Genomic DNA, 20,409 nt, shown 5'->3' with positions numbered 1-20,409 from the left:
ACACTCGAACAGCCGCCGGCACTCGACAGCCCGCCCTCGCCCGAGCGGCCATCCACCCCCGAGCACCCGTCCACCCCCGAGCGGCCATCCACCCCCGAACGCCCGTCCGCCGGTCCGGACGACTGATGTCCTCGCTGACGTACGACCTCACCCTCGCCGGTCTCTCGATCGGCGGCGCCGCCGCGCTCACGGGGATCGGGCTGATCGTCACCTACCGCGCCACCGGCGTGCTCAACTTCGCGCACGGCGCCATCGCGATGGTGTGCGCGTATCTGCTGCGCCAGTTCACCGTCGAGTGGGGCTGGCCGCTCGCACTGGGCGCCTCGGTGACGCTGCTGGTGGTGGCCCCGGCCATCGGGATGGCACTGGAGCGCTTCGTGTTCCGGCCGCTGTCCCTCCTCGGCGGCGACCCGGCGCAGACCCTCGTCGCGAGCATCGGGGTCTTCGTGCTGCTGGTCGGCGGGGCCGCGCTCGTCTGGGGAACCGGCGCGCGGGCGGACGCGCCGACCTTGGTGTCGGCGGATCCGTGGGGGCAGCTGGCGGTGGCCGTGGCTCTCGTCCTGGGCGTGGGCGCGGTGACACGGTGGACCCGCTTCGGCACGGAGCTGCGGGCCGTCGTCGACGACCGCCCGCTCGCGGTGCTCGGCGGCATCGACGCGGACCGGGTGGCCGCGGCGGGCTGGGCCTTCGGCTCGTTCACGGCCGGCCTGACGGGCGTGCTCCTCGCACCGTACGTGCGGCTCGACCCGTACGGCCTGCCGCTGCTCGTCATCGAGGTGATGGCGGTCGCGGTGGCGGCCCGGATGCGCAGTCTGCCCGTCGCCGTCGCGGTCGCGCTCGGCATCGGTGTGGCCCAGAGCCAGCTGACCCGGCTGCACCCCTCCGGCTGGGCGGAGCCGCTGCTGGAGGCGGTCGGCGCCAATCTCTTCGTGGTCGCGCTGCTCGTCGCCGCCCTCGTGCTGCCCGGCATCGGCGGCCGCGACGCGCTCCCTCGCCCTGCGACGGTCCGGGTGCCGACGCCGCCCGGGGCCCGGGTCGTGGCCGTGGTGCTGTTCCTGCTGCCCCTGGGGTTCGCGGGCTCGGACCTGTACACGTCGGTGCAGGTGCCCGCGCTCGGTGTCGTCCTGCTGTCGCTGGTGGTGGTCACCGGCCGCGGCGGGCAGATCTCGCTGGGGCAGGCCGCGTACGCCGGTCTGGGCGCCCTCTTCACCGCGCTGCTGGCCGCGGGCCGGTTCCCGGGGCTGCCGAGACTGCCGGAACTGGCAGCGCTGGCGGTGGCCGTGCTGCTGGTGGCGCCGCTCGGCGTGCTGACGGGGTGGCCGGCCATCGAACGGCACGGTCTGGCGCTCGCGGTGGCCACCTTCGCGGTGGGTGTGGGCGTCAGCCGGTTCGTCTTCGAGCAGCCGTACGCGGTGGCGGGCCTGTCCCTGGGCCGGCCGGCCGGATTCGGCGGCGACCGCGCGTACTACGCACTCGAACTCGTCCTGCTGGCGGCGGCGCTGCTCGCCGCCCACACGCTGCGCCGGGGCCGGACGGGCCGGGCCCTGGCCGCCATGCGGGACCACGAGGCGGGCGCGTCGGCGGCGGGCGTCCGCGTCCCGGCCCTGAAACTGGCCGCGTTCGTCGCGGGGGCCGCGCTGGCCGCGCTGGGCGGGGGCATGCTCGGCATGGGCCTGCGCGCCTTCGACGCCACCGAGTACGACCCGGTCCGCAGCCTGCTCTGGTTCGCGGCGGTCGTCGTGCTCGGCTCCGACAGCGTTCTCGGCGCGCTCGTCGCCGCCGCCCTGCTGGTCGGACTGGACGCGGGGGCGCGCGGCGGAGTGGCCGCCGCCCTGATCGGCCTCCTCGCCGTCCTCGTCGGCCGCTTCCCCGAGGGCCCGTACGAGGCCCTGCGCACGGCGATGTCCCGGCTGCGCCCCGACCGCCGCGCGGTCCTGACCCCCCTGGGCACCCGCGCCCGCCGCCACCTGCGCATCACTCCCGCCGTACGACCCGGGGCACTCGGGCAGTACCCCGCCACCGGGAGCCGGTCCACGTCCCCGGCCATGTACGCGACGGCACCGAACCACACGACCTCCCAGACCAACGCACCCCCCGCTCCCCCCGGCCCGACGGCATCCCCCGACACCCGCCGAAAGAGCGCACCACGTCCCGCATCCGCCACACCGCCCGGCACCGGCCGGAGACCCGAACCCCGCCCAGAACCCGGCACGCCGACCGACGACGGCCAGGGAGCCGGGCGCCGCACGCCTCCCGGTGCACCGGCCGCGTCCGGGGGCAGGGCAGGGGGCACGGGAAGGCGGGCGGCCGTCGGGGGCGGGTCGGTGCGGTGGGCGGGGGCCGGGGATTCCCGGGTGAACGGCGCGGACGCGCGCATGCTGGTCGCCCGCGGGCTCCGCGTCGCCTACGGCGGTTTCGCCGCGCTCGACGGGGCGAGTCTCGACGTCCCGCCGGGGCGGGTCACCGCGGTCGTGGGGCCAAATGGGGCCGGGAAGAGCACCCTCTTCCACTGTCTCGCGGGCACGCTGCGCCCCTCGGGCGGACAGGTGCTGCTGGGAGGGCGGGACATCACCCGGCTGGCGGCGCACGCGCGGACGAGGCTGGGGATCGCGCGGACCTTTCAGCAGCTGGCGGTGTTCCCGTCGCTGACCGTGGCCGAGAACGTGCGCGTGGGCGCCGAGCAGGGCCGGATCGCCGATCCGGGGGCGGCCGAGCGGGCGTTGCGGCTCTTCGGCCTCGACGGGCCGGTGCGGTCGCTGCCCGCGGCGGGGCTGCCGACCGGGACGCTCCGGCGCGTCGAGCTGGCCCGGGCGCTCGCCGGGAGCCCCCGGGTGCTGCTGCTCGACGAGCCCGCGGCCGGTCTCGACACCGCGGAGGTGGCCGCGCTGGCCCGGGTCCTGCGGGCGCTGGCCGCCGACGGCACGGCCCTCCTCGTCGTCGAGCACGATCTCGATCTGGTGGCCGATCTGGCCCACACCGTCCACGTCATGGCGGCCGGCCGGATCGTCGCCTCGGGTCCCGCCGACCGCGTCCTGGACACGAGGGCCGGCGGATGAGCATCGCCCTGCGCCACGCGCGCGTGCGGTACGGCCCCCTGGAGGCCCTGCACGGCGTGAGCCTGGTCGCCCCGGGCCCCGGCCTCACCGTGCTGCTGGGCCGCAACGGCTCCGGCCGTACGACCGTGCTGCGCGCCCTCGCCGGGGCCGTGCCGCTGACGGCCGGTGCCGTCGTCTGGGACGGCGCCGACGTGACACGCCTGCCCGCGTTCGAGCGGGCCCGGCGCGGGCTGTGTCTCGTCCCGGACCGCCGGGCCGTGTTCGGTTCATTGACCGTCCGGGAGAACCTGGACCTCGGGGCGGCCGGCCTCCCGGCCGCCCTGGACGCCTACCCCCGGCTGGAACCGCTCCTGACCCGCCGCGCGGGCACCCTCTCGGGCGGCGAACAGCGCATGCTGGCGCTGGCCCGCGTCCTGTCGGCCCGCGCGCGCGTGGTGCTCGTCGACGAACCCGCGCAGGGCATGTCGCCGGCGGTCGCGGCCCGGACGTACGCGCTGCTCGGCGCACTCGACGCGTGTGTGGTGATCGCCGAGCAGCGGCTGCCGCCGGCACTGCGCGAGCGGCCGGGCCGGACGACGTACGTCCATGAACTGCGCCGGGGCGCGGTCGTGTTCAGCGGAGAAGGTACGGAAACGGCAGCGCGGAACGACGGGCCGACGGGTCCAGGGGCGGGCCGAACAGTGCGGGGGCTCCGGTACGGGAGGCGCCCGCCGCCTTCGGGATGACGAGCTTGACGCCCTTGACCAGCCGGTTCGGGCTGCTGCCGATCTTCTTCCTGTTGACGTTGTAGAGCGTCTTCCAGCCGCCTGCCACCCGGTACTTGCGGGCGATCGACACGAGCGTCTCGCCGGTCTTCACCACGTGGAAGGGGCCCCGGAGTCCGTACGACCTGGAACAGTCGGGCCATGCCCCCCAGCCCTGTTCGGCCAGCACCTTCTCGGCGATCTTGATCTGCTGGGCGCGGGTGGCGAGATCGGCGCGTGGCGCGTAGGCCAGCCCGCCGTACCGGGCCCAGGTGGGCTGCCAGAACTGGAGCCCACCGTAGAAGCCGTTCCCGGTGTTCGCGTGCCAGCGGCCACTGCTCTCGCACTCGGCGAGACAGGTCCAGGGCCACTCGTTGTTCGCGCAGTCGTACGCTCCCCGGACCGCCCCGGGACCGGGGAGCGGGGGCGGCGCCGCGGCCTGCGCGGTGCGGGGAAGGAGGGCGGCCAGTACGGCGGCGCCCACGGCCGCGTACCGCACACGTCCGCTCGGCGGCCGGGACGCGGTGTGTGTGGCCGGCGGAGTCCGCCGGATCGGCATGAGTGACATCGGGCCACGCTAAGCAGCACGTCCCGCCCGTCCGCCCGGCCCGCGCCCGGCACGCCCAGGGCCCCACCCGGTCGGACGACCGGATGGGGCCTTGTGCCCGGGACGAGGGGGGAGCGTGGCTCAGAAGTCGAGCCGCTGCCCGGGCACGATCAGGTCGGGATCACCGCCGATCACCGACTTGTTGGCGGCGTAGATCTTCCGCCAGGTGGTCCCGTGCCGCGCGGCGATGGCACTCAGGGTGTCGCCTTCGCGGACGGTGTAGTCGCCGCGGGACGAGCCGCGGCCGACGTGGCCGGGAGTTCGGGCCGGCGTCTTCGCCGGTTCCCGCTTCGCCGGTACGGACTGGTGAGCCTGCTTGCGGGCCGGCGCGGCGGCCGACCCGGTGGCCGTCGATCCCGCGCCGTCACCCGAGGAGCCCGGCGCCTTGCCGTAGGCCCCGGCGCGGGCCGAGCAGGTGGGCCAGGCGCCCCACCCCTGTGCGCTCTGGACCTTGTTCGCGATGGCTATCTGCCCGCCCCTGGAAGCCTTGTCGGCGGTGGGCGCGTACGCCGTGCCGCCGTAGGCGCGCCAGGTGCCGGCGGAGAACTGGAGTCCTCCGTAGTAGCCGTTGCCGGTGTTGATGTGCCAGTTTCCGCCGCTCTCGCACTGGGCGATGCGGTCCCACACTCCACTGTCGGCCGCGGCGGCGTCACCGGTCGCGGCGAGCAGCCCGAGCGGGGCGAGCAGTGCCGCCCCGGCGAGGACCGCCGCCGTCCGTGTCCTGTTCGCCGTACGAGCCTTGTGACCGTTCCCGTGAGTGCTGTCGGCACATGCGGACATGTATTTCCCTCTCGAAACACCCGGGGTCCCCCAGGAAGGACCGCGATGACCTGCGCGTAGGACGCGGCCGTCGCGCTCCGACCCGTCCACCGGCGGCTTGCTGTGATCCGAAGCGGATCGGCCGGCGGACGTACCCGAGCGGTGCTCGTTGCACACGGCGCAGGAATCTATGGAGCGGGGCGCCCCGATATCAACCAACTCCTTGTCATTCGAGGCCAGTTAGCGGTTACCGTGGGTATCAACGATTTTCGGCCACCCACTTCATTGGGTGATTTCCGGATTTGTCGACCCGCCCCTCTCGTGATCTGTGACTCACTTCACCCAGTCAACTTCCGCCGGACTCCTGGAAGTTGACTGGGAGTAACCAATTCCGGGGGCGCCTTCACCCTGGGCGTCGGATGGTTCGATTCCGTTCGCTCCCGGGCGTGACTCCGGCCACAGATCACCCGTTGACATCTTCAAGAGCCGGGAACCCCCGGTTCATGGGCCGGGAGCCACCCGGCACCGCCACGCACCGCATCCCGAGGAGCCACCGTGCCGCGCATGCTCGACGTCAGCGACGACGTACGCGCCGAGATCGGCGACGAAGAAGCCGACCGGCTGCTCGCCGGAGAGAACGCCCCCGGCAGTTACGACTGCACGTCGTGCCGCACCCCGGGCGACTCGGAACAGGAGCGCACCAGCACCGTCCTGTTCATCGGCGACGAGACCGCCGTCCTCGCCTTCGCCCACGCCACCTGCCTGCCCTCGCAGGTCGTGCAGGTCACCGAGGAACAGCTCCAGGGCGCCGTCCGCTCGATCCACCCCGACGGCGCGCCCGCCGACCCCGTACCCGAGCAGGCCGTGCTCGGCGTCACCAGCGGACTCGTCCTGATCCACGGCGAGTTGCACCCCGCGCTCGTCGTCGAGCCGACCGGGCCGATCGTGCGGCCGGGCTCGACCGACATCGGCGACGACTTCCTGCCCCTGCTGATCGAGCAGGGCTTCATGCCCGCGACCGAGCTGCACTCGGTGCCGCCGGTCCTGCACGGCTGGTCCGTCCTGCTCGCGGCGGGCCAGCTGCACGCCGTGCTCCAGCCGGGCACCGGCGGCGGCTCGCCCGTCGCCTGGTGGCAGGCCCACCAGGCGCTCCAGGTCACCGACAGCTGGCGCGCCGCCGCGAACAAGCTCCAGCAGGTTCTCCTGTTCGCGGCGCCGGTCGGCTCGATCGGCCGTCAGCCCCGGGAGGACCTGCTGCGCGACGCGCTCGACAAGGCGGCGGCCAACGGCCAGCTGGTCGCGGCGGCGATGCCTCTCGCCGGCACCTGAGAGGGCCTGCGCGGCGCGGCGGGGAACCGCGGGCAGGCGGCCGGCTTCGGCCGCGGAGAGTCGCCCGCACGGTTCCCCGCGCCCCCGCGTGCGCCGCTCACACCCGGCGGCCGCGAAATGACCCTACCGGCCGCATCTGTTGGGCGGCGGGGTCGTTGGCACGTACGTGCACACCTACGACGTCCCCGGCCACCGGCCCTTCCAGCCGGTCCCTGCTTCTGGCTCCTCCCTCCGTCCGAGCAGAGAGGTGACGGCGCGGCCGGTGCATGACCCTCATCAGGGCGCCTCATCGGCCACGCCGATCTACGACGCCCTCTATGCCGAGTGGATCAGGGCGTTCAGGACCCTGCCCGGTGACCGGCACGGTGAGGAGAACCTGGAGTTCAAGGCTTTCGGGATCCTCGGGCGCGGTTCCAACTCGTTCAGCTCGTCGGGCATGTACAGCTCGTACAGCGCGGGGGCCCAGACGGCCCGTCAGATCACCGCACAGCACGGGCACACCACGACGACGACGGCCGTCTGGCAGCCGGGCGCACGCCAGCACGGCACCGGGATGCACCACATCCCGGCCGCGCTGCCGCCCGCCCCGCGCAGGGGCCTTTGAGCGGCGAGGCCGGCAAGCGGCGGAAAGCGTGAGGGGCGGCTCCCGGCAGGGAGCCGCCCCTCACGCTTCGCCCGTGGGCGTTACTTCTTCTTGTTGGCGCCGCGCTTCTCGCGCACCCGCACCGAGATGTGGATCGGCGTGCCCGCGAAGCCGAACTCCTCGCGCAGGCGGCGCTCGATGAAGCGGCGGTAGCCGTGCTCGATGAAGCCGGAGGAGAAGAGCACGAACCGCGGGGGCTTGGTGCCCGCCTGCGTGCCGAACAGGATGCGGGGCTGCTTGCCGCCGCGGACCGGGTGCGGGTGGGCGGCGACCAGCTCGCCGAGGAAGGCGTTCAGGCGGCCGGTCGGGACACGGGTCTCCCAGCCCGCCAGGGCCGTCTCGATCCCCGGGACGAGCTTCTCCATGTGACGGCCGGTGCGGGCCGAGACGTTCACCCGGGGCGCCCAGGCCACCTGGGCGAGCTCGGTCTCGATCTCCCGCTCCAGGTAGTAGCGGCGCTCCTCGTCGAGGGTGTCCCACTTGTTGAAGGCGAGGACGATGGCGCGGCCCGCGTCGACGGCCATGGTGACGATGCGCTGGTCCTGCACGGAGATGTTCTCGGACGCGTCGATCAGGATGACCGCGACCTCGGCCTTCTCGACGGCGGCGGCGGTGCGCAGCGAGGCGTAGTAGTCGGCGCCCTGCTGGAGGTGGACGCGCTTGCGGATGCCCGCCGTGTCGACGAACTTCCAGGTGATGCCGCCGAGTTCGATGAGCTCGTCGACCGGGTCACGGGTGGTGCCCGCGACCTCGTTGACGACCACGCGGTCCTCGTTGGCCACCTTGTTCAGCAGGGAGGACTTGCCGACGTTCGGGCGGCCGATGAGGGCGATGCGGCGGGGGCCGCCCAGCGCGGAGCCGAAGGTCTGCGCCGGGGCCTCGGGCAGCGCCTCCAGGACGGCGTCGAGCATGTCGCCGGTGCCGCGGCCGTGCAGCGCGGAGACCGGGTGCGGCTCGCCGAGACCGAGGGCCCAGAGGTACGAGGCGTCGGCCTCGCCGCTCATGCCGTCGACCTTGTTGGCGCACAGCACGACGGGCTTGCCGGCCTTGCGGAGAAGACGTACGACAGCCTCGTCGGTGTCGGTCGCGCCGACCTTGGCGTCGACGACGAAGACGACCGCGTCGGCGGCCTCGATCGCGTACTCGGCCTGCGCGGCGACGGACGCGTCGATACCGAGGACGTCCTGCTCCCAGCCGCCGGTGTCGACGAGCTTGAAGCGGCGACCCGCCCACTCGGCCTCGTAGGTGACGCGGTCGCGGGTGACACCGGGCTTGTCCTCGACGACGGCCTCGCGGCGGCCGATGATGCGGTTCACCAGGGTCGACTTGCCGACGTTCGGGCGGCCGACGACGGCGAGGACGGGCAGCGGGCCGTGGCCCGCCTCCTCGATCGCGCCCTCGACGTCCTCGACGTCGAAGCCCTCTACCGCGGCGAGCTCCATGAACTCCGCGTACTCGGCATCGCCAAGCGCCCCGTGGTCGTGCTCTGCCGAGCCGTCGGGCTGGATGTGGTCGTTCATGAAGTCCGTACCTCGTCGTTCATCGTGGTGATCGGTGGATCGCCCGCAAACCGGGTGATCCACTACTAAGTGTCGCCTAACGCCCGGCGGGGCGCCCGGCGTTTTCCCGGCGTCCGGTCAGATGTCTGGCGTTGTCCAGGTGTGCGCTGAGCTGCTTCTGGATGCGGCCGGTGGCCTCGTCCAGCGCCTGTCTCGTTCGCCGGCCGCTGCCGTCGCCCGCTTCGAAGGGGTCCCCGAAGACGACGTCGACCCTGCTGCGCAGCGGGGGCAGTGCCTTGGTCAGCCGGCTGGTCCGCTCGGTACTTCCCAGCACGGCCACCGGGACGATCGGGGCTCCGCTGCGCACGGCGAAGTACGCGAGCCCGGACCGCAGGGAGGCGAAGTCGCCCTCGCCCCGGGTGCCCTCGGGGAAGATCCCGAGGACTCCGCCGGCCGCGAGGACGCCGAGGGCGTCGGTGATGGCCGTGCGGTCGGCGATCGCGCGGTCCACCTTGAGCTGGCCGATGCCCAGCAGGAACGGGTCGAGCGGGCCGATGAACGCTTCCTTCTTGATCAGGAAGTGCGTGGGCCTGGGCGCGACGCCCATGACCATCGGTCCGTCGATGTTGTGCGAGTGGTTGACGGCCAGGATCACCGGGCCGGTCGCCGGGACCTTCCAGGCACCGAGCACGCGCGGCTTCCACAGCCCGTACATCAGTCCGACGCCGATCCGGCGCCCGACCTCGGCGCGTCTCGCGGGGGGTGCGCTCACGCGGCGGCCCGCTTCTCCTCGACGAGGGTGACGACACACTCGATGACCTGCTGGAGCGTGAGGTCGGAGGTGTCGACCTCGACCGCGTCGTCCGCCTTGGCGAGGGGGGAGGTCTTACGGCTGGAGTCGGCCGCGTCCCGCTTGACCAGCGCCTCACGGGTGGCGTCGACGTCCGCGCCCTTCAGCTCACCGCTGCGCCGGGCGGCACGCGCCTCCGGGGAGGCGGTGAGGAAGATCTTCAGGTCGGCGTCGGGCAGCACGGTGGTGCCGATGTCCCGGCCCTCGACGACGATGCCGGCCGCCGCGGACCCGGCGAGGGTCCGCTGAAGCTCGGTGATGCGGGCGCGCACCTCGGGGACGGCGCTGACCGCGCTGACCTTGGAGGTGACCTCCTGTGTGCGGATCGGGCCGGCGACGTCGGTCCCGTCGACCGTGATGGTCGGCTCGGCCGGGTCGGTGCCGGAGATGATCTCCGGTTTGCCGGCCGCGTCGGCGATCGCGGAGGGGTCCGTGATGTCGATGCCGTTGCTGACCATCCACCACGTGATGGCACGGTACTGGGCACCCGTGTCCAGGTAGCTCAGACCGAGCTTGGCGGCCACGGCCTTCGAGGTGCTCGACTTGCCCGTGCCGGAGGGGCCGTCGATGGCGACAATCACAGCCGGAGCGGTACGGGCGGCGCCGTTTTCCACGGTGGGAACACCTTCCTGGTGCGGGGTGGAGGTCTCTGCGGGGCGCGAGCGCGCCCCGCACAAGGTTACCGGCCCCGCGGACCCCGTATTACTGGCCCTTCCCGCGGCGGTGCCACCGGCCGTCCCGGCACCGGTCGCACCTGCCCCTCCCGGTGCCGGTGCCACCATGCTCTTCCCGGGCGCCGGGCTCACTGGCGCAGCGCCCAGCCCCGCTCCCGCAGCGCGGCACCGAGCACCGGCACCGCCTTCGGCTCCACCATGAGCTGCACCAGACCGGCCTGCTGACCGGTCGCGTGCTCGATGCGTACGTCCTCGATGTTGACCCCGGCCATCCCCGCGTCGGCGAAGATGCGGGCGAGCTGTCCGGGCTGGTCGTCGATGAGGACGGCCACGACCTCGTAGACGCGCGGCGCGGAGCCGTGCTTGCCGGGGACGCGGACCTGACCGGCGTTGCCGCGGCGCAGGACGTCCTCGATGCCGCCGGCGCCCTCGCGGCGCTTGGCCTCGTCGGAGGACTGGAGGGCGCGCAGGGCCTGGACCGTCTCGTCGAGGTCGGCGGAGACGTCCGCGAGGAGGTCCGCGACGGGGCCGGGGTTCGCGGAGAGGATGTCGATCCACATCCGGGGGTCGGAGGCCGCGATCCGGGTCACATCGCGGATGCCCTGCCCGCAGAGCCGTACCGCCGTCTCCTCCGCGTGCTCCAGGCGCGCGGCGACCATGCTGGACACCAGGTGCGGCATGTGCGAGACGAGCGCCACGGCGCGGTCGTGGGCGTCCGCGTCCATCACGACGGGCACGGCACGGCAGTGCGAGACCAGCTCCAGGGCGAGGTTCAGGACCTCGGTGTCCGTGTCCCGGGTCGGGGTGAGCACCCAGGGCCGGCCCTCGAAGAGGTCGCCGCTCGCGGCCAGCGGACCCGACTTCTCGCGGCCCGACATGGGGTGGGTGCCGATGTACGGGGTGAGGTCGAGGCCGAGCGCCTCCAGCTCGCGGCGGGGACCGCCCTTGACGCTGGCGACGTCCAGGTAGCCGCGGGCGAGACCGCGCCGCATGGCGTCCGCGAGGGTCGTGGCGACGTGCGCGGGCGGTGCGGCGACGATCGCGAGGTCGACGGGTCCCTCGGGGGCCTCGTCCGTGCCGGCGCCCAGCGCGGCCGCCGTACGGGCCTGCTCCGGGTCGTGGTCGGCGAGGTGGACGACGACGCCGCGGGCGGCGAGCGCGAGGGCCGCGGACGTGCCGATCAGCCCGGTTCCGATGACGAGCGCGGTCCTCACTGGGCGATGTCCTTGCGGAGCGCGCCCGCGGCACCGAGGTAGACGTGCACGACGTCCGCGCGCGGCCGGTCGGACTCGATGTGCGCGAGAACACGGACCACCCGGGGCATCGCGCCCTCGATGTCCAGCTCCTGCGCGCAGATCAGCGGTACGTCGACGATGCCGAGCTTGCGCGCCGCCGCGGCCGGGAAGTCGCTGTGCAGATCGGGCGTCGCCGTGAACCAGATGCTGATGAGGTCGTCCGTGGTGAGCGCGTTGCGCTCCAGGATGGCGGTGAGCAGCTCGCTGACCTGCTCGTCCATGTGCCCGGCCTCGTCCCGTTCCAGTTGGACGGCGCCCCGGACCGCTCGTACCGCCACGGTGATGCTCCTCGCTGATCTGTGTGCATGTCGTGTCGCACCAGCCTAGTCAGCCCCCCGCGCGCGGGTGCGCGGCGCCCGCCTGACGAGACAGGGGCCGAGCGCCGGATCCGGCCCGGACCGGCCGTCCGGCCACGTCGGTGTCACCCGAATCGCCCCATTCGGCCACCTCTGCCGAGAACGCGCCCGTGCGCCTCTGGACGTGGGCCCGCGAGTCCGCTCTCATGGCACTGGAAACCCGCCCCGGGGGAGGACCGGATGAAGCGACCAGGACCCCTGCTCACTCTCCTCGCGGGGCTCGTGCTCGGCGTGGTCCTGCTGACGCTCAACGCGACGACAGGGACGAAGGGCACGTCGAACCCGTACCGGCCCGCGTCGCCGGGCGTCTCCGTGTCGGCCACCGCGCCACCGGCCTCGTCCTCACCCTCGCCGAGCCCCTCGCCCTCCCGCACCGCCGTCCCCAACGGCGACTACGCCGGCCGCACCGACGACAACACCTCGGCCATCGCGGTCTCCCTGCGGGGCGGCAGGGCGATCGCGTACTTCTGCGACGGGCACGACAAGGAGTCCTGGCTGAAGGGCGACGTCGCGGACGACGGCAGCATGAAGCTCGCGGGCGGCAACGGCGACCAGCTGAGCGGAACCCTCCAGGACCACAAGCTGATCCGCGGCACCGCCGACGTCGGCGGGCAGCGGTACGCCTTCACGGCCGACCGGGCCGTCAAGCCCTCCGGCCTGTACCGGGCGACGGCCACCGTGCGCGGCGCGAAGGTCGACGGCGGCTGGATCGTGCTGCCCGGCGGAAAACAGGTCGGCGTCGTCCAGCGCGACGGCACACCTTCGGCGGCACCGGAGATCGACCCGGAGACCGGCACCGTGACGATCGACGGCCAGAAGATCGTCGCCCGTCCTGTCACCCCCTGACCTCCTCTTCCACAGGGAGCCGTTCATGAGCGTGGACCCGAACGCCGCCACCCGGGGTTTCCCCTCTCCGCCGCCCGGCCGCGGCCCGAGCCCGGCGCGCTATCTCGTCCCGGCCCTGGTCGCCGCGGCCGTCGCGGTCGGCCTCGGCGTCTACGGCAAGGTCCACAACCCCACCGGAACGGCCTTCGACCTCGCCGGTTTCAGCAGCACCGGCGCCGTGAAGTCCTGGCTGGCGACGACGGCCTTCTTCTTCGCCCTCGTCCAGCTCGTCTCGGCCCTCATGATGTACGGAAAGCTGCCGGGCCCGGGGTGGGCGGCGGCACTGCACCGGTGGTCGGGACGGATCGCGTTCCTGGTGGCGGTGCCCGTCGCGGTGCACTGTCTGTACGCTTTGGGCTATCAGACGTACAGCACGCGCGTCATGTGGCACTCGCTCCTGGGGTGCTTCTTCTTCGGTGCCTTCAGTGCCAAGATGCTGCTGCTCCGCTGGGAGCGCCTGCCCGGCTGGCTGCTGCCGATCATCGGCGGCCTCGTCTTCGCCGTGCTCACCGCCCTCTGGCTGACGTCCGCCTTCTGGTTCTTCCGTACGTTCGGAGTGACGACATGACCAACCGCTCGACGCGGCGCACGGTGATTCTCGCCACGGGGGCGTCCGCCCTGCTCGCGGGGTGCAGCCAGTACGGCAGCGGCAGCAGTTCCTCGGACTCGTCACCGAAGGCGTCCAGCGGCCAGGAGCTGGCCACGACGAGCGACATCCCGGTCGGCGGGGGCACGGTCTTCAAGGACCAGAAGATCGTGGTCACCCAGCCGGCGAAGGGCGACTTCAAGGCCTTCTCGGCGATCTGCACGCACCAGGGATGCCTGGTGGACAAGGTCGCGAACGGCACCATCGACTGTCCGTGCCACGGGAGCAAGTTCGCTGTCGCGAACGGGGCGGTGAAGGCCGGTCCCGCGCCGCGTCCGCTGCCCGCGGAGAAGATCACGGTGGAGGGAAACTCGATCCGCCTGGCCTGACCGGGCCCGTACGCTCCGGACATGCGTTCCGAGCCTCCCGTACCCCCGGCGTCCGCGACATCCCCGGCGCACCAGGCACCGGCGGCGTCGCCCGCCTCACCCGCGTCCCCCGTCTCCTCCGGGTCCGCGATCCCGGCGTCCGCGGTCTCGCTGGTGCGGGACCACACGGTCTACTCCTGCGTGATGGGCTCGCGCGCCTTCGGGCTGGCCACGGACGACAGTGACACGGACCTCCGGGGCGTCTTCCTCGCCCCGACCGCGCTGTTCTGGCGCTTCGAGAAGCCGCCGACGCATGTCGAGGGCCCGGCGCCGGAACAGTTCAGCTGGGAACTGGAGCGGTTCTGCGCGCTCGCGCTGCGCGCCAACCCGAACATCCTGGAATGCCTGCACTCGCCGCTCGTCGGGCACGTGGACGACACCGGCCGTGAACTCCTCGCCCTGCGGGGGGCCTTCCTCTCCCGCCGGGCGTACGAGACCTTCACCCGCTACGCCCTCGGCCAGCGCAAGAAGCTGGAGGCCGACGTCCGTACGCACGGCGCCCCGCGCTGGAAGCACGCCATGCATCTGCTGCGCCTGCTGACGAGTTCGCGCGATCTGCTGCGCACCGGGTCCCTGACGATCGATGTCGCGGACCAGCGTGAGCCGCTGCTCGCCGTCAAGCGGGGCGAGGTGTCCTGGAGCGAGGTCGAGCGCCGGATGGTCCGGCTGGCGGCGGAGACCGACGAGGCGGCCGACCGCAGCCCGCTCCCGCCCGAGCCGGACCAGGCCCGCGTGGAGGACTTCCTGGTCCGGGTCCGCCGTGCCTCAGCGCTCCGCGACCCCGCCGGGGACCGGTAGCCCTCCCGGGGCCCCCACCGGCTCCAGGACGCCGTCCCGGCCTCCCCCGGCCCCCTCCAGACGGACCCTGACGACGAAGGCGTGCAGTGCCTCGTACGCGGAGGGTGCGTCCGGCAGCGCGGAGGCGTCCTGCGCCTCGTCGAGAAGTGCGTGCAGCCGCTCCACGTCCTCCGCCGCACGCGCGTGGAGGATGTCGGCGGCCCCGTGCTCGCGCTCCGCCTTCGCGGCGATCAGGTCCGGGAGGTACGCGGGGGACGCGATCTCCCCGGCCAGCGTGGGCAGATCGGCCTGCACCTCGCCGCTGCGCATGAGGTGGATGCCGGTGAGCAGCACACGGAACGTGTAGAGCAGCGGCTTGAGTTCACCGCTCTTCTCGAAGAGCCGCCACTGCGTGGCCGCGAACCCCCGGTAGTGGTGGGCGTGATGGCGGGTGAGGACCCCGGGGGCGAGCGAGATCAGCTCACGGTGTTCGTCACCGGTGCTCACGACCAGCGGCGACAGCAACTGCTCCAGCACGTAGCCGTTGCGTCGCAGCATGAGCCGTACGAACTTGCGCAGGTCGTGGGTGACCAGGTCCATCTCGACCCCGTCCCGCACCCACATCCGCGCACGGGTCTCCTGCGCCTCGCCCAGCCCCACCAGGTCGGCCGTCGGCAGCAGATGGACCCCGCGCAGGTCGACGTCGGAGTCCCGCGAGGGGAAGCCGTACAGGTGCGCCCCGGAGACGGTGGCGAAGAGCACGGGGTCGGGCTGCTCGCCCACCACGCTCGCGAGGTCGGCGCCGATGCCGAGGACGTCTGTCATGGCTCAAGCATCCCAGAGCGCCCCCAGCGACATGAGGTCGCTGTGGTACTCGATGCGGTCGGCCCAGTCGTCAGGCCAGACCTCCGAGCCGTGGTGGGCGCCCGCGAACGCCCCGGTCAGGCAGGCGATGGAGTCGGAGTCGCCCGAGGTGCAGGCGGCCCGGCGCAGCGCGGTGACGGGTTCGTCGACGAACATCAGGAAGCACAGCAGGCCGGTGGCGAACGCCTCCTCGGCTATCCAGCCGGCGCCGGTGGCGAGGCACGGATCGGCTTCGGGCGAGGCGGTGCGCACGGCCTGGCGGAGGTTGTCCAGGACGGCGATGCACTCGTCCCAGCCGCGGGAGATGTACTGCTCGGGGGTGGCGTCGTGGCAGAAGGTCCACAGGTCTCCGAGCCAGCGGGAGTGGTAGCGGTGCCGGTTCTCGTGCGCGTACACGAGCAGCAGGCCGATCAGTTCCGCGGGCTCGGCGCCCTGCGAGAGCAGCCGGACGGTGTGCGCGGTGAGGTCGGAGGCGGCGAGCGCGGTGGGGTGGCCGTGGGTGAGCGCGGCCTGGAACTGGGCGGCACCCGCGCGCTGTTCGTCGCTGAGTCCGCGGGCGAGCCCGACCGGCGCCACCCGCATGTTGGCGCCGCACCCCTTGGAGCCGGTCTGGCTGGCCTCCTGCCAGCGGCGCTTCTCGTCCTTGAGGAGGTTGCAGGCGACCAGGCAGGTCCGGCCGGGGGCCCGGTTGTTCTCGGGCGACTGGTACCAGTTCACGAACTCCTCGCGGACGGGCCTTTCCATCCGCTCCGGGCCGAGCAGTCCGCGGTCCATGGCGGTGCGCAGTCCGCTCGCCAGCGCCAGGGTCATCTGGGTGTCGTCGGTGACGATCGCGGGCCTGGGCAGCGCCATCTGCCGCCAGGGTCCGCACTTCTCGAGGATCTCGGGCACGGTGTTGAACTCGGTGGGGAAACCGAGCGCGTCACCTAGGGCCAGGCCGATGAGGGAACCGCTGGCGGCGCGCTTGGTCAGGGTCGTGCTGGTCATCGGGTCCGTCCTTACGAGGTGGGACGCAGCAGAGGTGGGTGCAGAACCTTGGCGCCGCCGGCGCGGTAGAGGGCGGCGGGTTTGCCGCGGCCGCCGGTGAGGCGGGCGGCGCCGGGGACCTGTTCGACGAATCCGGGCGTGGCGAGGACCTTGCGCCGGAAGTTGGGCCGGTCGAGCGCGGTGCCCCACACCGTCTCGTAGACGTGCTGGAGCTCTCCGAGGGTGAACTCGGGCGGGCAGAAGGACGTGGCGAGACAGGAGTACTCGAGTCGGGCGCCCACCCGGTCGTGGGCGTCGGCGAGGATCCGGTCGTGGTCGAAGGCGAGGGGTCCGAGTTCGTCGAACGGCAGCCAGCGGGCCTGCGCCGCGTCGCCGCCGCCGTGCGGTTCGGGAGGGTCGGGCAGCAGCGCGGCGAACGCGACGGAGACGACCCTCATGCGGGGGTCGCGGTCGGGTTCGCTGTAGGTGCGCAGCTGCTCCAGGTGGAGTCCCGAGAGGTCCGACAGCCCGGTCTCCTCGGCGAGTTCACGCCGGGCCGCCTCCTCGGCGGACTCGCGGGGCAGCACGAAGCCGCCGGGCAGGGCCCAGCGGCCGGCGTACGGTTCCCTGCCCCGCTCGACGAGCAGTACCTGGAGCGCGCCCGCGCGCACGGTCAGGACGGCCAGGTCGACGGTGACGGCGAAGGGCTCGAAGGCGTACTTGTCGTAGCCCTCGGGTGCCGCACCCCCCGGCGCGCGCCCCTCCCCTGTCGCCACCTCTGCGCCCCCTTTTTATGGTCACCTTGACCATGGTCACTACGACTATAAAGGGAGCGCGGGGTGTCAACAAGGTTCTCGGCCAGGGAAGTTGCGGCTCCTGGAGCCGACGCGGAACCTGGGCCGGCGCGCGCCGGTGGTCCGTTCACCGGTACGAGCCGGCGCGAGGGCGGAAACGAAACGGCCGGCCCCGGAGAAGTTCCGGGACCGGCCGTCACGGGCGCGGGATGTCCGCGGGCCGCGGGAGCCGCAGGGGCTCCCGGGCCTCAGGGTGCTTCCGGGGTCAGAGACCGACCTCGGCCATGAGCATGCCGACCTCGGTGTTCGACAGACGGCGCAGCCAGCCCGACTTCTGGTCGCCCAGGGTGATCGGACCGAAGGAGACGCGCACCAGCTTGTCGACCGGGAAGCCGGCCTCGGCGAGCATGCGGCGCACGATGTGCTTGCGGCCCTCGTGCAGGGTCACCTCGACGAGGTAGTTCTTGCCGGTCTGCTCGACGACACGGAAGTGGTCCGCCTTCGCGTACCCGTCCTCCAGCTGGATGCCGTCCTTGAGCCGCTTGCCCAGGTCGCGCGGGATCGGGCCCACGATGTGCGCGAGGTAGACCTTCTTCACACCGTACTTGGGGTGGGTCAGCCGGTGCGCCAGCTCGCCGTGGTTGGTGAGCAGGATGACGCCCTCGGTCTCGGTGTCGAGCCGGCCCACGTGGAAGAGCCGCGTCTCGCGGTTCGTCACGTAGTCGCCGAGGCACTGACGGCCCTCGTTGTCCTCCATCGTGGAGACGACACCGGCCGGCTTGTTCAGCGAGAAGAACTGGTACGACTGCGTCGCGACCGTCAGGCCGTCGACCTTGATCTCGTCCTTCTCCGGGTCGACGCGCAGACCCTGCTCCAGGACGATCTGGCCGTTGACCTCGACCCTGGCCTGGTCGACCAGCTCCTCGCAGGCGCGCCGGGAGCCGTAGCCCGCTCGCGCGAGGATCTTCTGGAGGCGCTCGCCCTCCTCCTCGGCACCCGGGAAGGTCTTGGGCAGCTTGATGTCGGGCTTGCCCGCGTACCGGTCGCGGTTGCGCTCCTCGGTCCGCGTCTCGTACTCACGGGAGCGCGAGGGCTCCGTGCGTCCGCCGCGCTGCTGGCCCTGCTTGGGGCCGCCCTTGGCGCCACCGCGCGCCGAGGCGCCGCGCCCGGACTTCGGGCCTTCGTGCGTGCCCCCGGGGCCTACGTCGTAACGGCGCTCCTCGGGACGGGGCTTGCTGGGACGCTTCGGCTGGTCGTCGGCGCGATCCGCAGCCGAGCTCCTCGGCTGGAAGCCGCCGCCGCCCGAACCCCGGGAACCACCGCCGGCTCCGCGCGAGCCACCGCCCCCACCGCTCCCACGGGGCGCGCCGCCTCCACGCGAGCCACCGCTCCCGGCGGCTCCGCGCGAGTTGCCGCCTCCGCCGCCTCCGCGCGAGCCACCGCCCCCACCGCTCCCGCGCGGGGCGCCGCCTCCACGCGAACCGCCGCTCCCGCCGGTTCCGCGCGAGTTGCCGCTCCCGCTGTTCCTGCCACTGCCACTGCCACTGCTTCGCATCAAAGTTCCGTCGTCGTCGTGTCGTCTGCGTCTGCATCCGGTGCGTCCGGATCGAACGACGGGACCCCTTCCAGCGTCTCTGCTTCGATCGCGTCCGCCTCAGGGAGGAAGGGCGCGAGCTCCGGGAGCTCGTCCAGACCGCGCAGGCCCATTCGCTCCAGGAAGTAGTTCGTCGTCGTGTACAGGATCGCACCTGTTTCGGGTTCCGTGCCCGCCTCCTCGACCAGACCGCGCTGGAGGAGGGTGCGCATCACGCCGTCGCAGTTGACTCCGCGGACCGCCGAGACCCTTGATCGGCTGACCGGCCGGCGGTACGCGACGACGGCGAGCGTCTCCAGGGCCGCCTGGGTGAGCCGGGCCTGCTGGCCGTCCAGGACGAAGCGTTCGACGGCGCTCGCGTACGCGGGACGCGAGTAGAAGCGCCAGCCGCCCGCGATCAGTCTGAGCTCGAATCCGCGGCCCTGGACGGTGTACTCGTCGGCCAGCGCGCGCAGCGCGTTCGCGATCTGCCGCTTGGGCCGCTCCAGGATCTTGGCGAGGTGCTCCTCGGTGGCCGGCTCGTCCACGACCATCAGGACGGCCTCCAGCGCGGCCCCGAGATCGAGGTCGGCGACAGTGGCCGGCGCCGCGGGGGTGCCGGTGGTCTCCTCGCTCACGTCTTCTCCTTCTCGCTCCCGCGCCCCGCCTCGTCCTTCGCCGCTTCGGCGGGCCGGTCGAACTCGTCGGTCACCCGCGGCGCCTCCTCGCCCTCCCCGCCCGTCCAGCGCACCATGAGTTCCCCGAGGGCCTCCTCCTGGTCGAGTGCGACGGCCTTCTCCCGGTAGAGCTCCAGCAGGGCCAGGAAGCGGGCGACCACGGTGAGGGTGTCGTCGGTGTCCTCGACGAGCGAGCGGAAGCTGGCCTCGCCGAGTTCCCTCAGCCGCGCCATCATGATCCCGGCCTGTTCCTGCACGCTGACGAGCGGCGCGTGAATGTGGTCGACGTACACCTGAGGCCTGGGCCTGGGCTGCATCGCCTTCACGGCGAGCTTCGCGAAGCCCTCGGGCCCGATGCTGATGACGACCTCGGGCAGCAGTTCGGCGTACCGCGCCTCCAGGCCGACGGTACGGGGGTAGCGGCGGGCCTCCTCGTCGAGGCGCGCGTTGAAGATGTCCGCGATCCGTTTGTACGCGCGGTACTGGAGCAGCCGCGCGAACAGCAGGTCCCGTGCCTCCAGGAGGGCCAGGTCGGCCTCGTCCTCGACCTCGGCGGTCGGCAGCAGCCTGGCCGCCTTCAGATCGAGCAGTGTCGCCGCGACGACGAGGAACTCGGTCGTCTGGTCGAGGTCCCAGTCCGGGCCCATCGCCCGGATGTGCGCCATGAACTCGTCGGTGACCTTGGACAGCGCCACTTCGGTGACATCGAGCTTGTGCTTGGAGATCAGCTGGAGCAGCAGGTCGAAGGGCCCCTCGAAATTCGACAGCCGCACCTTGAAGACGCCCCTGCCCCCGGCCCGGGCGTCAGCGCTCCCGGGGCCCTCCCCCGCGTCCCCGGCCGGGGCCGGCGCCACAGGGCCGCCCTGGGGGGCCTCGGGACGTTCGACCGGCCCGTCGGGGCGCGCGGGCGCCGTGAGGCCTTCCACGGGCGCCTCGAACGGCTCTACGGGGGATCTACCTCGGCCAGACCAGCATCATTCCGGTGCTGCTCGTCCTGCTCGGCTGCTTCGCCGTCCGCGGCGAGCGCTCGTGCGGGGTCCTCATCGGG

At 72.8% G+C, this 20,409-nt stretch carries 21 protein-coding genes; 8 read left to right on the top strand and 13 right to left on the bottom strand.

Annotation, left to right across the window (positions count from 1 at the left end; genetic code table 11):
• Window positions 1–125 precede the first annotated feature (125 nt).
• Both ABZV42_RS39120 and ABZV42_RS39115 read left to right on the top strand, forming a co-directional pair.
• A complete protein-coding gene (locus ABZV42_RS39120) occupies window positions 126–3,056 on the top strand; it encodes an ATP-binding cassette domain-containing protein (RefSeq protein ID WP_356056354.1) in 2,931 nt (976 codons plus the stop codon).
• A complete protein-coding gene (locus tag ABZV42_RS39115; RefSeq protein ID WP_355989160.1) occupies window positions 3,053–3,781 on the top strand; it encodes an ATP-binding cassette domain-containing protein in 729 nt (242 codons plus the stop codon). The genes ABZV42_RS39120 and ABZV42_RS39115 overlap by 4 nt, the downstream gene beginning before the upstream one ends.
• Here ABZV42_RS39115 and ABZV42_RS39110 read toward each other — a convergent pair.
• A complete protein-coding gene (locus ABZV42_RS39110) occupies window positions 3,669–4,358 on the bottom strand; it encodes a transglycosylase family protein (protein WP_356056381.1) in 690 nt (229 codons plus the stop codon). The genes ABZV42_RS39115 and ABZV42_RS39110 overlap by 113 nt on opposite strands.
• A 129-nt stretch (window positions 4,359–4,487) precedes the next feature.
• Window positions 4,488–5,186 (bottom strand): transglycosylase family protein, encoded by a 699-nt coding sequence (locus tag ABZV42_RS39105; protein WP_355989162.1) that lies wholly within the window; start codon window positions 5,184–5,186, stop codon window positions 4,488–4,490.
• 534 nt (window positions 5,187–5,720) lie between these two features.
• Between ABZV42_RS39105 and ABZV42_RS39100 the strand changes: the two genes are divergently transcribed.
• Both ABZV42_RS39100 and ABZV42_RS39095 read left to right on the top strand, forming a co-directional pair.
• The gene (locus tag ABZV42_RS39100; RefSeq protein ID WP_355989165.1) at window positions 5,721–6,494 is read left to right on the top strand and encodes a hypothetical protein; all 774 of its coding nucleotides are present in this window, start codon (window positions 5,721–5,723) and stop codon (window positions 6,492–6,494) included.
• 262 nt (window positions 6,495–6,756) lie between these two features.
• Complete coding sequence (locus tag ABZV42_RS39095; RefSeq protein WP_355989167.1) at window positions 6,757–7,098, top strand: hypothetical protein; 342 nt, start codon at window positions 6,757–6,759, stop codon at window positions 7,096–7,098.
• An 80-nt stretch (window positions 7,099–7,178) separates the two neighbouring features.
• Here the strand turns inward: ABZV42_RS39095 and der are convergent, their stop codons facing one another.
• From der to aroH, 5 genes are all read right to left on the bottom strand, one after another.
• Complete coding sequence (der, locus tag ABZV42_RS39090; protein WP_355989170.1) at window positions 7,179–8,657, bottom strand: ribosome biogenesis GTPase Der; 1,479 nt, start codon at window positions 8,655–8,657, stop codon at window positions 7,179–7,181.
• A gap of 76 nt (window positions 8,658–8,733) precedes the next feature.
• Window positions 8,734–9,351, bottom strand: coding sequence for a lysophospholipid acyltransferase family protein (locus tag ABZV42_RS39085; protein ID WP_355989204.1), 618 nt, complete (start codon window positions 9,349–9,351; stop codon window positions 8,734–8,736).
• Between the two features lie 53 nt (window positions 9,352–9,404).
• Window positions 9,405–10,100, bottom strand: a complete 696-nt coding sequence (gene cmk / locus ABZV42_RS39080; RefSeq protein WP_355989173.1) for a (d)CMP kinase — start codon at window positions 10,098–10,100, stop codon at window positions 9,405–9,407.
• A 188-nt stretch (window positions 10,101–10,288) separates the two neighbouring features.
• Window positions 10,289–11,374: a prephenate dehydrogenase gene (locus ABZV42_RS39075; RefSeq protein WP_355989175.1), complete on the bottom strand. Its 1,086-nt coding sequence runs from the start codon at window positions 11,372–11,374 to the stop codon at window positions 10,289–10,291.
• The gene (gene aroH / locus ABZV42_RS39070) at window positions 11,371–11,733 is read right to left on the bottom strand and encodes a chorismate mutase (RefSeq protein ID WP_037628600.1); all 363 of its coding nucleotides are present in this window, start codon (window positions 11,731–11,733) and stop codon (window positions 11,371–11,373) included. Before aroH ends, ABZV42_RS39075 begins: the two co-directional genes overlap by 4 nt.
• A gap of 258 nt (window positions 11,734–11,991) precedes the next feature.
• Here aroH and ABZV42_RS39065 point away from each other — a divergent pair, with 258 nt between their 5' ends.
• From ABZV42_RS39065 to ABZV42_RS39050, 4 genes are read left to right on the top strand one after another with little or no spacing between them, the layout of a single operon-like run.
• The gene (locus ABZV42_RS39065; RefSeq protein ID WP_355989178.1) at window positions 11,992–12,657 is read left to right on the top strand and encodes a hypothetical protein; all 666 of its coding nucleotides are present in this window, start codon (window positions 11,992–11,994) and stop codon (window positions 12,655–12,657) included.
• A 25-nt stretch (window positions 12,658–12,682) separates the two neighbouring features.
• The gene (locus ABZV42_RS39060) at window positions 12,683–13,264 is read left to right on the top strand and encodes a DUF6529 family protein (RefSeq protein ID WP_355989180.1); all 582 of its coding nucleotides are present in this window, start codon (window positions 12,683–12,685) and stop codon (window positions 13,262–13,264) included.
• Window positions 13,261–13,671 carry a Rieske (2Fe-2S) protein gene (locus ABZV42_RS39055; protein ID WP_355989183.1) on the top strand — a complete coding sequence of 137 codons (411 nt, stop codon included), beginning with the start codon at window positions 13,261–13,263 and terminating at the stop codon, window positions 13,669–13,671. Before ABZV42_RS39060 ends, ABZV42_RS39055 begins: the two co-directional genes overlap by 4 nt.
• Window positions 13,672–13,692: 21 nt before the next feature.
• On the top strand, window positions 13,693–14,508 hold the full coding sequence (locus tag ABZV42_RS39050) for a nucleotidyltransferase domain-containing protein (RefSeq protein ID WP_355989185.1): 816 nt from the start codon (window positions 13,693–13,695) through the stop codon (window positions 14,506–14,508).
• Here the strand turns inward: ABZV42_RS39050 and ABZV42_RS39045 are convergent.
• From ABZV42_RS39045 to ABZV42_RS39020, 6 genes are all read right to left on the bottom strand, one after another.
• Window positions 14,476–15,312, bottom strand: a complete 837-nt coding sequence (locus tag ABZV42_RS39045; protein WP_356056351.1) for a nucleotidyltransferase domain-containing protein — start codon at window positions 15,310–15,312, stop codon at window positions 14,476–14,478. The two genes, ABZV42_RS39050 and ABZV42_RS39045, sit on opposite strands and share 33 nt — an antisense overlap.
• Before the next feature lie 3 nt (window positions 15,313–15,315).
• Window positions 15,316–16,338: an ADP-ribosylglycohydrolase family protein gene (locus ABZV42_RS39040; RefSeq protein ID WP_355989190.1), complete on the bottom strand. Its 1,023-nt coding sequence runs from the start codon at window positions 16,336–16,338 to the stop codon at window positions 15,316–15,318.
• 11 nt (window positions 16,339–16,349) lie between these two features.
• Window positions 16,350–17,093, bottom strand: a complete 744-nt coding sequence (locus tag ABZV42_RS39035) for an NUDIX domain-containing protein (protein WP_355989192.1) — start codon at window positions 17,091–17,093, stop codon at window positions 16,350–16,352.
• Window positions 17,094–17,376: 283 nt separating this feature from the next.
• Window positions 17,377–18,666, bottom strand: a complete 1,290-nt coding sequence (locus tag ABZV42_RS39030) for a pseudouridine synthase (RefSeq protein ID WP_356056346.1) — start codon at window positions 18,664–18,666, stop codon at window positions 17,377–17,379.
• Window positions 18,666–19,322 (bottom strand): SMC-Scp complex subunit ScpB, encoded by a 657-nt coding sequence (gene scpB / locus ABZV42_RS39025; protein ID WP_355989197.1) that lies wholly within the window; start codon window positions 19,320–19,322, stop codon window positions 18,666–18,668. Before scpB ends, ABZV42_RS39030 begins: the two co-directional genes overlap by 1 nt.
• Entirely contained in the window at window positions 19,319–20,287 is a 969-nt protein-coding gene (locus ABZV42_RS39020; protein WP_355989206.1) for a segregation/condensation protein A, read from the bottom strand. Before ABZV42_RS39020 ends, scpB begins: the two co-directional genes overlap by 4 nt.
• Window positions 20,288–20,409: the final 122 nt, after the last annotated feature.

Origin of the sequence: Streptomyces sp. NPDC005281, from assembly GCF_040607495.1 — a bacterium.
In the GTDB taxonomy this organism is placed as follows: Bacteria; Actinomycetota; Actinomycetes; order Streptomycetales; family Streptomycetaceae; genus Streptomyces.
The sequence above is the reverse complement of the archived record's forward strand: the minus strand, read 5'-3'. Positions and strand labels throughout refer to the sequence as shown.